Below are 13,979 nucleotides of genomic sequence, written 5' to 3'. Positions count from 1 at the left end.
TGTTTTAATACACCATTAAAATACAAAAAAGGGAGCAGAAAACATAGTTTCTAACTCCCTTTTTTAAACAATTTTATGGGTGGACTTTTTCAGTGCCCTCGAAAATTATCAGCCTTTTTTATCGCCATCCAAATGTTAAACTTTGCCTGAGTGGGCATCTTCATATGAAAGATAAGGTTGTGTATAATGGCGTTACTTATTTGTGTAATGGCGCTGTTTCTGGTGCATGGTGGAATGGAAACAGGAGAGAAACCGCACCTGGTTATGGGTTGATTGACCTTTTTGCCAATGGAAGTTTTGAAGAGAAGTATGTGAATTACCTATAAAAATTAAATATAGAGCGGCACCATTTTTCTCCAGAAATAGGGTTTGTGTGCATCGCTTTCCCAGGTATGAAATTCGTTTCCTATTCCTTTTTGCCAAAGTAAACTGCTTAAATATTGATTGTTGCTTAAAAACGGATCGGTTTCTCCAACAGCCAGAATAATATGCATTTGCCTAACTGCATCAAGTTGCTCGCTATCATTTAAGTTGGCAATATATTGTGCAGGCATATTGTAATAAACTTTTTCATTATGAAATCCATTCAGTAAATCTTTGAAATTGCCAGGAGCATCAGTTAAATCATATCTTCCACTAATGCCAACAGCCTTTTTAAATATTTTTGGATACTTCATAGCTAAATTGATTGCATGATAGGCACCCATGCTACAACCGGCAGTTTCGATATAGTTTGAATCATTTTTTAAATATATGAGCGGGATGACTTCTTCTAAAATATACTTTTCATATTGTAAATGGCGTTCTATTCGAACTGTAGGAAAAACATCATCATTATAGAAACTTTCTCCATCTACACTATCTACACAAAATATCTGAAACGTTCCGTTTTCTATTCCTGATTTTAATGCATCAATAATACCCCAATTTTCGTAATCATAAAATCTGGCCATTCTTGTCGGGAAAAAAAGAACTGCTCGTCCACCATGACCAAAAATTAAAAGCTCCATATCTCGTTGAAGACTATTGCTGAACCACTTGTGATATTCTCTTTTCATGTAACATTATCTGTAGTGGAAAAATAATTAGGTGATGTTACTTAGGTATTAATTAATGGTAATGATTTAATCAATCTATCCTTAATAATTTCCGTCCATAAACGATAGCCTTCAGCACTTAAATGAAGTCCGTCGTGGTCATAGTAAGCAGGGTTGGGCTTGCCAGATTTATCTAGCATTTTTTTAAAAACATCGATAAATTTCCAGTTATTATTTTGCTTTATAATTTCACTTTCAATCAAATTATTGGTGTATCTAAATTTATCGGCCATTTGCCATCTGGAAATACTTGGTTTTAACGAAATAAAATAGCAGGGTAAGTCGCTAAACTTTAAGTTAGCCTTAACCATAAGTTGCTGAAAAAAGATAAAAATTTCTTCAGGATTTCTTCCGTCGCCCAAATCATTGTCGCCAGCATAAACAACAAGAGCTTGGGGTTTGTAATCGCTAAGTATCCGTTCGAAAAACCAAACACAGGCAGCCAATGTAGCCCCTCCAAAGCCGAGGTTGGTTACTTTTAAATCTGAAAAATCTCCTCTCAAATTATTCCACAATCGGATTGAAGAACTTCCGTAAAAAATAATTCCACAGTCTGCTCTATCTTTCAGATGTGTTTTTTCAAGTTGTTTAACCTCTTCTTCGTACCAATACATTAAATTAAAGATAGTAACACTATAACTAAATAAATATTTTTGGTTTTAATTGGCATGCTTAGCAAAGGAATTTTTATTCCCAGCTTAAATTCATTAAACTAACATTATTCTTCCGGGAAGAGCTTACTGCAATTCCATGTTGTTCGTTATCGGTTAGGGTAAAGCCTTCCAATTCATCTGCTTTATCTGTATCTACAACTTTAATTACCTTTTCTTTTCCTGTTTCAATTGATTTGTCCAAATCAAGAAACGTTAATCTCCATTTGCGGCCTTCAATCTGATTTTGGATAAGTACCAATATCCCTTTATCTTGTATGAAATATAGATTTTGTACCCATGGCGAACAAGTAAATTTCTTATATAAAAGACCTTTTTCACTTGTCTTGCGAGCTTTTGTCAATTTGTTAGCGTCGTAAAGGCGAACCTCGTTAGCCTTATTGCCATAATCTGCAGTGGCCATTAGCCATTTTCCTTTATGGTTTACATATTCGGGTCGCGTTCCTTGAATACAAGCATCGTCTTCTATAGTGTTCAATAAATTTCCATCAAGTGTTCCGGTTTTCAAAAAACCATCCCAGTTAATGTTGTAAATCATTGCTTTCCAAATTGTGCCTTCTGCATTTTGACGAACTGAATTGCCAATAAAAGTTGGCATTCCTGCTCTTCTGGCAATTCCTGTAGGGTGCTTAATTATGTTTTCGCCTTTAATCGTAAATCTGTATTCTTTATTTTGATAAACAAGCGAATCTTTTTCTAAATGATAAGCTCGCATTACGCCAACCTCTCGGTCGCCATATAAATAGTAATTGCCATTTTGGAGCGAAATCCCCTGACAAGCGCCTAAAGAATCAAGAGTGAAAGATTTAACCAATTTTCCATCAATATCGTAATTGCTGATAGAGGACATGAACAAACCAGCAACTAATCCTGTGTAAAGTAATTTCATTTTTTTAGTGGATATAAGGTGTTAAAATATTGATATATAATGTTTTGAGATGTTTTTCGGTTGAATGAAAATTTATTAGAATTGATGATGTAAGCTAATAATCGATTCGTTAAGGAAATGTTAAGAATCGATTATTTCTGTTGATGTTTAATTTTCGTTAAATGATAAACCAGATAAAAACTGCACAAATTCTTCTCTCAGAATTAATATAGAAGATACATAGTGTTAAAAGTACACTTATACTTTTGTTGCCAGCAGAATAAGCTAAGGCAGACTTTTAACTAAAGTTAAAGTTAAGCTAATGCTGCAACACGCCTCACCAAACCAACATTATTTAAATTATTACTAACAACAAAAAGATGACATCATTTTTTTTAACAGCTGGTATTAGAAGTACCTGCAGTAAATTACTTTTGCCAATAGGATTGCTGGCAATTTGTAATGCTCCGTTAATGGCTAAAGAAAGTAATAACCTTTCTTTTTTTAGTGTAAAAAGCAAATTGGCTTTTACCGTAAGCGGTATCGTTACAGATGAAAAACAACAACCAATTCCAGGTGTAAGCGTTTATGATAAAAAAACGAAGAAAACGGCTGTAACCGATGTAAATGGTAAGTATTCTATCTCTTTAGAAGAAGGAACTACTTTAGTATTTGCCTTTGTAGGTTATAATTCTGAAGAGGTTTCAGTATCAGCTAGCCGTACCTTAAATATTACGCTAAAAGAAAGTAATAACACCTTAGATGAGGTGGTTGCTATTGGTTATCAAAAAATCAGAAAATCTGACGTTACTGGTGCAATCAGTAGCGTTAAGGCATCAGAATTGAATTTAACATCACCAACTGTTGGTCAGGCGTTGGTTGGTAAAGTGGCAGGTGTGCAGGTTTCTCAAACAAGCGGTGCGCCTTATGCAGGCACCAAGATAAGAGTTAGGGGAGTGGGTTCCATCAACGCAAGTTCAGATCCTTTATATGTAATTGATGGTTATCCGGCAGGAAATAATATTTCTATTAACCCTGAGGATATTGAAAGTATAGACATTTTAAAAGATGCGGCATCTACAGCAATTTATGGTTCAAGAGCATCTGGCGGTGTGGTTTTAATTACCACTAAACGTGGCGCAGATGGTAAAGGCCGTTTCGAATATGATGTTCAGGGTGGCGTTTCTCAGCTCGCCAAAAAGATAGATTTATTAGATGCCAACCAGTTTATTCAGTTATTAATTGATGGTCGTAATAATGCTTACAAAGATTTGTGGGTAAACGCAGGTAAAACCTGGAACGATGCCATGTTTGGCGATAACAATGCTACACGTATTACAAATGTAGGTAATGGTAGCAGTGTAAGTATTCCAACCGACCTTTATAATTTCTCAACTCAACAAGCAATTCCTGCAAAATACAATACTGATTGGCAAGATGAATTGTACAGAAATGCAGCCTTTCAACGTCATAATCTTTCATTTTCTGGTGGAAATAAAGATGTTAGATATTTTATGAGTGGTGGCTATCAGGATAACGACGGTATTGTAACGAACACCAATCAAAAAGTAATCAACTTTAGGGCAAATATTGATGGAAATGTGAGTGAGCGTTTGCATGTTGGTGCAAATATGTCTTACACTCAAAATACAAACCGTGAGGTTCGTGAAGGTCGTTACGATTTAAGTCCGATGATGTCGGCTTTAATATACCTTCCATATTTACCTGCTCGCGATGCAAATGGTAATCCGATTCAGTTTGGAATGGCTTCTTTAGCATCTGTGTATGGTATTCAAAATCCAGAAAATCCTTTGGCAACAGTAGAGCAAGTTAATATTACCAGAAAAGGCGATAGAAGTACCTATAATGCAAATGCAGCTTATAAAATTATAGATGGTTTAAGTTTTAAAGCAAATTTAGGTATGCAAACTTATAGCGAAAAGTATGATTTTTATCTACCGACAAGTTTAAGTAATGGTAATAATCCTCCATACTCTACCGCATCTTTAGCTGCGGCAACGGCAATTGCGCAAAACTTAAAACAAATAGATCAGTTGGCAGAGTTTACTTTAAATTACAACAAAACATTTGGTAAGCATAAGATTGATATTTTGGGTGGTTACTCAGCTCAAAAAACAACGAGTGATGTAATCCGTGTTTCGGCAAAAGGATTTCAAAATGATAATATTGGCGAAATTACCGATAAAGGTGCTGATGCAAGTTTCTTTACTTTAGATAATGCCGGCAAATCTGCCAATACCTTGCTTTCTTATTTTGGTCGTTTTAGTTATAACTACGCTGGTAAATATTTCTTAACGGGTTCATTCCGTCGCGATGGTTCTTCAAGGTTCGGGCCGTTAAATAAATATGGTAATTTCCCATCTGTAGCTGCTGGCTGGAATCTTTCGGAAGAAGAATTTTATCACAACTTCCTTGGTGAGCAATCTACGGTAAAATTAAGAGCAAGCTGGGGTTTAAGTGGAAACAACAATATCCCTAACTACAGAACACAACAAGAAATGAGCTCGCCAGGTGGTGCCGTTTTTGGAAATACTATTTCAACTGCTATTTGGCCAAATTCAATTCAAGAGGCTAAATTAGGATGGGAATCTACTTCTCAATATAACTTTGGTGCCGATATCGGTTTATTTAAAAACCGCGTTTCGGTAATAGCCAACTATTATCTGAGTTATTCTTACAACTTATTATTTAATCAACCAATTTCAGCAATCTCTGGTACCTCATCAATATTAACAAACCTTGCAGATAGCAAAATCAGAAATAAAGGCTTTGATGTTCAGGTTGATGGACGAGTTATTCAGAAGGAAAACTTTACATTAGGTTTAAGCGGAAATATTTCCCTAAACCGTAATAAGGTGCTAAATATGGGTGGAGCAAGTACAATTTTAACCAATGGTGCTGAGCGTTCTTATATTACACATATTACGCAAGAAGGACAGCCAGTTGGTATGTTTTACGGATTTAAAGTATTAGGCAGATTAACAGCAGATAATGTAGGTAAAGTTGCGCCATCAGCATCTTCTACTAATCCGGCAAAAATTGGCGATTTATATTTTCAGGATACTGATGGTAACGGCATAGTTAACGATGCAGATAAAACCGTTATCGGAACACCATATCCTAAATTTACTTATGGTTTTGCTTTAAATGCATCTTACAAAACCATCGATTTCAGGGCATCTTTTAACGGTTCTAAAGGTAATCAGGTATTAGATGGGCAGGATTATTACTTGTATAATTTTGAAGGTTCTGGAAACCAATATGCAGAAGTTGCAGACCGCTACAGAAATGAAGCTAACCCAGGTAGTGGTTTAAACTACAGAGCATCTCGTGCAGGAACGCAAAGCAACAGTACACGTTTATCATCATTCTACATTCAGGATGGTTCATATTTCAGATGTACAAACATTACTTTAGGTTACAGCTTCCCTAAGTCGTTAGCAAATACACTTAAAGTAAGTAATATCCGAATTTATGCTAGTGTAGATAACGCTTTTACCATTACAGATTACAAAGGCTACAACCCAGAAGTTGATTATAGCGGCGGTTCTAATTTAACGCCTGGCGTAGATTATGGCAATTATCCTTTAGCAAGAAATTATAACCTTGGTGTTAAACTTACTTTTTAGAATTTAAGAAAATGAAGAAACATATTTTAATATCGGCTTTAAGCATAGCAGTTTGCTTAAGTGCCTGTAAAAAAGAATTTTTAGAACAAAACAATCCAAACGCTATTACGGTAGATAATTATTTCAAATCGGAAAATGATGTATTGCTTGCTGTTAATGGTGCTTACCAAGCTTTAAGAAGCAGCAATACCGTTGGCGAAAACAGTGGTTTGTTTACAGATGAGCGCTCTGATGATACTGGACGTAACGATAATCAAAGTAACGCTGGTGAGCCATTTCAATTTAACGATTTCTCCCTTTTACCAAGCAACTCTTACCTAAAAAGTCATTGGTTAACGCTATATCAATCAATAACAAGAAGTAACGTTATTCTATCAAATATTGATAAAGTAACCTTTACAAATGTAGCTAATAAGAATATTTACGCTGCTGAAGCTAAATTTATAAGAGCAATTATGTATTTTGAATTGGTTCGTAAGTGGGGTCCGGTTCCTTTAGTAACCAAGCAACTTTTAACTACTGAAGAGGTTACCGCAAGCACTTTTCGTGTTCCGGAGGCCGATGTTTATGCACAAATTGTTGCAGATTTAAAAGATGCTTTAAACAGCGATTTGCCAAATTTTCAGCCGGTTTCCGGAATCGGAAGAACTTCTAAAGCGGCAATAAACGCTTATTTAGGTAAAGTATATTTAACAATGGCCACTACACTTCCTGCAAACAAGGCCGAAAACCTTACCAATGCAAATACCTATCTTTTGGCTGCATATAACATGCGTGGTTTCGGTAATTTATCTGAAATTCCTTATGCTGATGTTTTCGATGTAAATAAAAAAACAACTTGTAAAGAACTTATTTTTCAGATTAATTACAAGCAGGGCGATATTAATTACAGTTCAAGTATTGCTGCAAATAATCAAGCCAGAGGCGAATCTATCAATTCATTAAAAGTTTCTACAGGTATTGGAGGTAATGTAAAGCTCGATTTAATTGATGAGTACGAAGCTGGCGATTTAAGAAAAGACTTCTCTGTAAAATATGCAAATGATGCTAACGTTAAAGATTGGTTTATTACCAAATTTCGCGATGCGAGTGCTGCCGCATCTATAAATGGCTACGGAGGAAACGATTGTATTATGATGCGTTATGCTGATGTAATTTTAATGCTTGCCGAGGTTGCTAATTTACAAGGTAACGATGCTTTAGCTACGCAGTATCTTGATATGGTTAGAGCAAGAGCTGGCCGACCGCTTTATGCAGTTGCCAAAACCGACCCTGTTTACGCGGCAAAATTCCCGACAATGAAACTTGCTATTTTGCATGAAAGACGTGTAGAGTTGGCTTTTGAACATCAAAGGTGGTTCGATTTACTAAGAGCTTTCTCTGCAACCGAATTGGTCACATATCTTAAAGCTAAGCCACAAGCTTCTTATGGAATTGCTAAACTATCTAACGTAACCACAAAAGACAGATATTTTCCGATTCCTTTTGATGAAGTAAAACTTGACCCAGTAAAAATGTATCAAAATCTGGGTTATTAACTGTTAATTCTTACAACTTATAAAAATATGGTGGTTGATTTTATCAATCGCCATTTTTTATAAAATTTAATATTTTAAAACATGAAAAATAATTTTGCTACCTATAAAAGTTTTAAAACGATTCTTTTAGCTGTTTTATTTGTAATACCAATAATTACGGTTTCAGCACAAAACCCAGCTAAGAAATTAGCTGCGATTTTTAATAAAGGCAATAAAGAAATCTTGGTAGCAGCCCATCGAGGCGATTGGCGAAATGCTCCAGAGAATTCGTTGAAAGCACTTTTAAATTGCATAGAAAAAGGCTTTGATATTATGGAATTAGATGTTAAAATGACCAAAGACAGCCAAATGGTTGTTATGCACGATAATACAATAGATAGAACAACCAATGCCAAAGGAAAAGTAAGCGATTACACCCTCGAAGAAATTAGAAAATTCCGATTAAAGAATGGTTTAGGCAGAGTTACACCACATCCAATTCCAACAATGAATGAAATGATGCTGGCTGCAAAAGGCAAAATTATTATCAATGTTGATAAGGGAAATGATCATCTTCCAGAAGTTTTTAAAGTTTTAAAAGAAACCGAAACTGTTGACCAAGCCATTGTTAATGTTGGCGATAACATCGATTATGTAGCATTAAGTTCAAAAGAAAAAATCCCTGCCGAAGCTTACCTAATGGTTGTCGTAAATGCAAAACGCAATGATTTTGCAGAAATTATAAAAAGTTATAAAGCGAATAATAAAAGTATTATACAGCCCATTTTCGATACCGATACTTTAGAGAATTTAAAGCGTATTCCAGAAATTGCAAATAACCAAATTATTTGGCTGAATAGCTTGTGGCCATCTTTAAATGGCGGTCACGATGATGATAGAGCAGTAGAGCAAGGAGAAACAGACGAAAGTTGGGGGTGGTTGATAAATAAGAAGCCAGGTATATTACAAACTGATAGACCAACCGATTTGCTTAATTATCTGAAAAAAAGAAATTTACACAATTGAAAGAAATATTAAAAATTAACCATTTAATCAATTCTTAACATTAGGTTAATAGCCTCGCATTACCTTTGTATCATTAAATATTTGGTTAGTATTTAAAAGTTTAGGTTAGTTGATAGAGATAAGCACGGGTGGATGTCCGTGCTTATTTTATTTAAAAGATATGCTCAATTTCACAAATTATAATTTTAATGCAATTTAGTTGCAAATAAATATATAAACGCTTTCAATGCAACATAATTGCCTTTATATTTGTGCTCAATTACAATAATGAAAACTTTTAAACTTAACCTAGATAAACTTGGCATTACAGCATCAACTTTTTGCGCTATTCATTGTGCAATTGTTCCTCTTTTATTGACTTTTCTTCCATTATGGGGGCTTGGCTTTTTAGCTGATGAAAGGGTAGAGATTTTTATGATTGTAATATCTCTCCTGCTCGGAATTTGGTCTATGAGTAGTTCCTATCGTAAATTGCATCGAAAAGTTACGCCGTCAATAATTTTAATAACTGGTTTTTTGCTAATTGCACTTGGGCATTTCTCTGGAATTAAACATTTAGAACCAATATTGATTCCTTTCGGAGGCTTAGCAATAGCTGCTGCACATTTTGTAAATTTAAAACTTGCCCGAAATTGTCCGGCGCCAAATAATTAATTCGAATTTTTAAGCGAATTAATTTTTAGAAAAAGATTTATACCCAGCCAATTAATTAGTTATTTTTACCAAGATGGATAATAATACTGCATATTTTGAAAAGTTGCTGGCTCAAAACGGATTAAAACGTACTGGTGCAAGGCTTCAGGTTCTTGATATTCTTCGAGGGCGGGATTCTGCAACTTCACAACCATTTTTAGAGCAAGTTGTTGGAAAAGATGTAGATCGGGTTACACTCTATCGTATTTTGAGGGTTTTTGAGGAGAAGGGAATTATTCATAAAGTATTAGATAATCAGGGAACGGCTAATTATGCAATTTGTTCGGGCGGTTGTAGCGAGCATGCACACCACGATGAACATGTACACTTTAATTGTGATAATTGCCATCGGATATTTTGTTTAGAAAAAATAAGTATTCCCGAAATTAAAATTCCGGCAGGGTTTAAAGTAGGTGCCCTGAAACTAGTTGCCACTGGTATTTGCGAAGAATGCTACAAGGTATCCTAAAGCAAAAAACAATAGAAATATCTAATTTATAAACTTGGAAAGTTATCTTGTTTACCAATTTTCAGAAGCTTTTCTAGCGAAAATCTCGCTGGGGATCTTTCTTCGGCAAAAGTAACCAAACATAAAATGCCCAAACTAAGGCTGCGGTAGCAAAACCAAGTTCTGGGTCTGATAATTTTGAAGAAGAAAGTACTGCGCTTACGGAGATTAGACACGCAAGCAGAAATAGTAGGATATTTTTCATAATATTCTGTTTGTTAATGCTTGTATGTCAACAATATAGTGAAAAATAATCAATATATAAAAAAGTATATCAAAATTTTTCTGTTCATTTTGTGAACAGTAGTAATTGTGATTGATTTTCGTGTTTTTAAGTGTTTTATTTTGAAACTACGATGCGGATTTGATAGAAAGAGCAATTTATTTAAGTCTTTCTTATATTTATATTGAATTCTGATTTTTTAAGCTAAATAAGTGTGTTGAATTTAGATTCTATGTGTGCTCTTGCCTTTTTTTGAAATTCTTCTGGTGTTTCTCCGGTTTGTTTTTTGAAAAACCGACTAAAATATGGTCTGTCAGTAAATCCTAAATCGTAAGCAATCTCTTTTATGGTTACCTCACTATGAATAATTTTTCTTTTTGCTTCTAAAATAATTCTATCGTGTATAATTTGAGTGCCGGTTTTGTTTAATTTTTCTTTTAAAATTTGATTAAGCCTTTTAGAGCTTATTCCAAGTTTCCCTGCATAAAAATCGATATTGGTTACGGTCTGAAAATTGCTTTCGAGCAACATTAAAAACTCATATAATCTTTTTTGATGGATATCATGATGAGTAAACTCATGTTCCTTTACACTAATGAGTTTCAATAAGAAGACTTTGAGCAGTGCTTTCAGCATTACAAAACTGTTGCTTTCGCGGTTATACTCAGTTTCTATTATGTGGTAAATATCTCCAAGCTCTTTAGATGAAGCTTCATCAAGTCTTAAACACGAGAATTCGCCTTGAACGTTAAATATTCTGAAAAGATCAAGTAAAAAATCTTTGTCTTCTTCTTCCAACATCGATCTTTTAAAAGAAATAAGCTCGCCATTTTTGCCTGCTTTATTTAACTGATGTACACGGTATGGTGGAATCAAATAAATCCAATCGCCTTTTATGCCCAAAGCCGGGTCGCTAATGCCATGAAGTGGGTCTTCATTCTTCAACCAAACTATTTCGAAAAAATCCTTTCTTCCAGGGTCATTTAAATAACTCGGCGGGCAATTGTTCAAATTACGGATATATAGGAGCGATTTCTCCAGGTTAGAAATAGGATTCTGATTCATATCAATCAAAGATATAAGGTAAATAATTATCGAATGGGATAATTGGAACATATAGGAGGACTATTCGGAAATACTGCTTTTTTTATGATTATAATATGACTTTTAACAGTTGTAATGTCCTGATAATCCCACGTTATGTGCCAATTGTATAACCTTTCGGCGTAGTGCTCTTTCTAACTTTGTTGTATCAAAAAATCAATATGGAAACATTAGAAAAAGATGTAGTGGATAATCAGCAATTGATTTGGGATTTACAGCTCAATTTAGATTTAGTGCTAAATGAAAATACACAATTGGCAAAGAAAATAGATTTAGAGTCACTTATTCCATTCATAAACTACATCCAGAAATCTGAGCGCATTTTTATAATAGCAACGGGAAGGTCGGGTTTTGCAATGGGTTGTGCAGCCATGCGATTAATGCATTTAGGTCTTACAGTTTATTTTGCTGGCGAAACTACAACTCCGGCAATTAAAAAAGGCGACTTATTAATCGCGGCATCTGGTTCGGGTACCACAGCAACCATTGTTAGAGCAGCAGAAAAAGGAGTTTCTGTTGGCGCAAGTGTAGTTGCATTAACTACAAATTCTACATCAGCTTTGGCAAAACTTGCTAATCACATCGTTATAATTCCGGCTGCAGAAAAAGAAGACCACGAAGGTGGAAAATCTAAACAATACGCAGGTAGTTTATTTGAACAGTTTTTATTGCTGATGATGGATGCCGTTTTTCAATCCCTTTGGAAAATGGACGAAACACCAGCTGAAGAACTATGGAAGCGACATGCAAATTTAGAATAACAGAGTTTAATTTTTTTTAATCATAAACAAATATAATCATGGCAAAATTACAAGTAGCAATAGATTTATTAACAACAGAAGAGGCATTAGCTTTAGCAGCAAAAGTTGCTCCTTATGTTGATATTATAGAGTTAGGAACTCCATTAATTAAAAATATGGGTTCATCGGTTATTACAGCAATGAAAAATGCACATCCAGATAAATTAGTATTTGCCGACCTTAAAACTGCTGATGCAGGAGAACTGGAAGCTGATATTGCGTTCAAGGCAGGGGCAGATTTAGTTACCGTTATGGGTGCAGCAGGTAATGCAACAATTATTGGTGCGGTTAAAGCAGCAAAAGCGCACGGAAAGGGAGTAGTTGTAGATACAATTGGTTACCCTGATCGTGTAAAAAGAGCACAAGAGGTTACAGAATTGGGCGTTGAATTTGTAGAATTACATGCAGGTCTTGATGAGCAATGGACTGCCGGTTACTCCATTCAGGTTTTAATTGATGAAGCTGCAAGAGCAGGCGTTCCGGTTTCGATAGCTGGTGGTGTAAATATTGATAACATTACTGCAGTAATTAAAGCTGGTGCGCAAGTTGCAGTTGCTGGAGCAGCTATTTACGGAGCAGAAGACCCAGCTGCAGCTGCAAAAGCGCTTCGCGAAGCGATTGATGCTGTATAAGCTAGCGTTTTAATTTTGATCGTATTCGAAGTGCATTAAATAGTCTTCGACTACGATCACAATTACTTACAATCTGCTGTAGAACCAAAATGCAAACCTGTATTTGGCGAAATAAATGGAATGCCGAGCTCTGCTGAACGAAGTAATAGCAATACACCCATAAAAAACATAAACCAGGGGATTATTTTTTTGGTGTTAAAACGGACGTATTTCTTTAAGTAAATCCCACCGAGAGAAATCATCAGCAATAGGGGCAAAGTACCTAATCCAAAAAGAAACATAAATTGCGAACCGTTGATTGCCGAAGCTGAATTAACAGCTGTTGCCAAAGCGAGATAAACCATCCCACAAGGAATTATGCCATTTAGAATTCCGGCAAAAAATTCCCACAATGGTAGCTTAAAAAGCTTACCCATCAATTTACTTATTGGATTTATAAGCTTAAATTGAAATGAACTAAGTTTATTGCTATAATTGGAATTGAGCTGTAGCAGGGTAAAAGAGATTAATAGCACTCCAATAATTACACCCAGCGCTTTTTGGTTGGCAATAATACTAAACGTATTGCCGAGCCAGCCTGCAAAAGCGCCCATTGCAGTGTAGATTAATATGCGGCCAGTTTGATAAAGTAATAAACTAAAGCCAGCGCTCCAGATATTTCTTTTTTCGATAGGTAGAGAAAGCATCAACGGACCGCACATTACGGCGCAGTGCAGGCTTCCTAATAATCCCATCAAAAAAGCAAGTGGCATGTAATTAATCACAGTGTGATACTTTTTTTGTACTGATAATTTTTGTTGTTGCTTTCCCATTTTAAATCCAGCAACCATAAACCTTTATCGGTTACATTCCTTTGTAATAAAATTAAATGGTTTTTGCCAATGGTTTTTCCAGCGAATTTCTTATCTGCTTTAGCGTTAGATGGTCGCATTAAAACCAATGAGTAATTGGCACTATCTTTTAGTTGAAGAATTAACTGATTAGGATTTACTGTGATAATTGGTTCGGCATGTTCTGCAAAAGTGTTTTCCAGCGCGTTGTATTCTTCATCGTAAGTAAGTCCTTTTTCGTAGTAATTGCTTTCTACCAAAGTATCGTTGCCTTGTTTACTAAGCATGTAAAAGCCTAACCCTAAAATAAACAATATAAATATTGCCATCGTTAGCACTATTTTTTTTCCCCAGTTCATA

The 13,979-nt window shown here is 35.2% G+C and carries 15 protein-coding genes; 8 read left to right on the top strand and 7 right to left on the bottom strand.

All coding sequences use genetic code 11. From position 1 onward, the window contains the following. Window positions 1-164: 164 nt before the first annotated feature. A complete protein-coding gene (locus ACFOUY_RS14805; protein ID WP_378961673.1) occupies window positions 165-326 on the top strand; it encodes a hypothetical protein in 162 nt (53 codons plus the stop codon). A gap of 3 nt (window positions 327-329) precedes the next feature. Here the strand turns inward: ACFOUY_RS14805 and ACFOUY_RS14800 are convergent, their stop codons facing one another. The 3 genes from ACFOUY_RS14800 to ACFOUY_RS14790 all read right to left on the bottom strand — a co-directional run bounded on the left by ACFOUY_RS14800 (window position 330) and on the right by ACFOUY_RS14790 (window position 2,657). Continuing rightward, window positions 330-1,058 carry an esterase family protein gene (locus ACFOUY_RS14800; protein ID WP_378961670.1) on the bottom strand — a complete coding sequence of 243 codons (729 nt, stop codon included), beginning with the start codon at window positions 1,056-1,058 and terminating at the stop codon, window positions 330-332. Window positions 1,059-1,099: 41 nt separating this feature from the next. Beyond that, the gene (locus ACFOUY_RS14795; protein ID WP_378961668.1) at window positions 1,100-1,711 is read right to left on the bottom strand and encodes an SGNH/GDSL hydrolase family protein; all 612 of its coding nucleotides are present in this window, start codon (window positions 1,709-1,711) and stop codon (window positions 1,100-1,102) included. Window positions 1,712-1,784: 73 nt separating this feature from the next. After that, complete coding sequence (locus tag ACFOUY_RS14790) at window positions 1,785-2,657, bottom strand: hypothetical protein (RefSeq protein ID WP_378961666.1); 873 nt, start codon at window positions 2,655-2,657, stop codon at window positions 1,785-1,787. A gap of 359 nt (window positions 2,658-3,016) precedes the next feature. Here ACFOUY_RS14790 and ACFOUY_RS14785 point away from each other — a divergent pair, with 359 nt between their 5' ends. From ACFOUY_RS14785 to ACFOUY_RS14765, 5 genes are all read left to right on the top strand, one after another. Next, window positions 3,017-6,286 carry a SusC/RagA family TonB-linked outer membrane protein gene (locus ACFOUY_RS14785; RefSeq protein WP_378961665.1) on the top strand — a complete coding sequence of 1,090 codons (3,270 nt, stop codon included), beginning with the start codon at window positions 3,017-3,019 and terminating at the stop codon, window positions 6,284-6,286. Between the two features lie 11 nt (window positions 6,287-6,297). Then, a complete protein-coding gene (locus ACFOUY_RS14780; RefSeq protein WP_378961663.1) occupies window positions 6,298-7,824 on the top strand; it encodes a RagB/SusD family nutrient uptake outer membrane protein in 1,527 nt (508 codons plus the stop codon). A gap of 81 nt (window positions 7,825-7,905) precedes the next feature. After that, window positions 7,906-8,829 carry a glycerophosphodiester phosphodiesterase family protein gene (locus ACFOUY_RS14775; RefSeq protein WP_378961660.1) on the top strand — a complete coding sequence of 308 codons (924 nt, stop codon included), beginning with the start codon at window positions 7,906-7,908 and terminating at the stop codon, window positions 8,827-8,829. Window positions 8,830-9,096: 267 nt separating this feature from the next. Beyond that, complete coding sequence (locus tag ACFOUY_RS14770; protein WP_378961658.1) at window positions 9,097-9,483, top strand: MerC domain-containing protein; 387 nt, start codon at window positions 9,097-9,099, stop codon at window positions 9,481-9,483. 73 nt (window positions 9,484-9,556) lie between these two features. Beyond that, window positions 9,557-9,991, top strand: a complete 435-nt coding sequence (locus ACFOUY_RS14765) for a Fur family transcriptional regulator (protein WP_378961657.1) — start codon at window positions 9,557-9,559, stop codon at window positions 9,989-9,991. Between the two features lie 73 nt (window positions 9,992-10,064). Here ACFOUY_RS14765 and ACFOUY_RS14760 read toward each other — a convergent pair whose 3' ends face one another. Together ACFOUY_RS14760 and ACFOUY_RS14755 are read right to left on the bottom strand one after the other, a co-directional pair. Further along, window positions 10,065-10,235 (bottom strand): hypothetical protein, encoded by a 171-nt coding sequence (locus ACFOUY_RS14760; protein WP_378961655.1) that lies wholly within the window; start codon window positions 10,233-10,235, stop codon window positions 10,065-10,067. A gap of 222 nt (window positions 10,236-10,457) precedes the next feature. Continuing rightward, on the bottom strand, window positions 10,458-11,318 hold the full coding sequence (locus tag ACFOUY_RS14755) for a helix-turn-helix domain-containing protein (RefSeq protein ID WP_378961653.1): 861 nt from the start codon (window positions 11,316-11,318) through the stop codon (window positions 10,458-10,460). Between the two features lie 200 nt (window positions 11,319-11,518). Here ACFOUY_RS14755 and hxlB point away from each other — a divergent pair, with 200 nt between their 5' ends. Both hxlB and hxlA read left to right on the top strand, forming a co-directional pair. Continuing rightward, window positions 11,519-12,118: a 6-phospho-3-hexuloisomerase gene (gene hxlB, locus ACFOUY_RS14750; RefSeq protein WP_378961651.1), complete on the top strand. Its 600-nt coding sequence runs from the start codon at window positions 11,519-11,521 to the stop codon at window positions 12,116-12,118. A 38-nt stretch (window positions 12,119-12,156) separates the two neighbouring features. Then, window positions 12,157-12,789, top strand: a complete 633-nt coding sequence (gene hxlA / locus ACFOUY_RS14745) for a 3-hexulose-6-phosphate synthase (RefSeq protein WP_378961649.1) — start codon at window positions 12,157-12,159, stop codon at window positions 12,787-12,789. Window positions 12,790-12,851: 62 nt separating this feature from the next. Here the strand turns inward: hxlA and ACFOUY_RS14740 are convergent, their stop codons facing one another. After that, window positions 12,852-13,601 carry a sulfite exporter TauE/SafE family protein gene (locus ACFOUY_RS14740; RefSeq protein ID WP_378961648.1) on the bottom strand — a complete coding sequence of 250 codons (750 nt, stop codon included), beginning with the start codon at window positions 13,599-13,601 and terminating at the stop codon, window positions 12,852-12,854. Further along, entirely contained in the window at window positions 13,550-13,948 is a 399-nt protein-coding gene (locus ACFOUY_RS14735) for a FixH family protein (protein ID WP_378961645.1), read from the bottom strand. Before ACFOUY_RS14735 ends, ACFOUY_RS14740 begins: the two co-directional genes overlap by 52 nt. Window positions 13,949-13,979: the final 31 nt, after the last annotated feature.

This window comes from Pedobacter jamesrossensis (assembly GCF_042650905.1).
Taxonomy (GTDB): Bacteria; Bacteroidota; Bacteroidia; order Sphingobacteriales; family Sphingobacteriaceae; genus Pedobacter; species Pedobacter jamesrossensis.
This window is presented reverse-complemented; position numbering and strand designations above follow the sequence as displayed.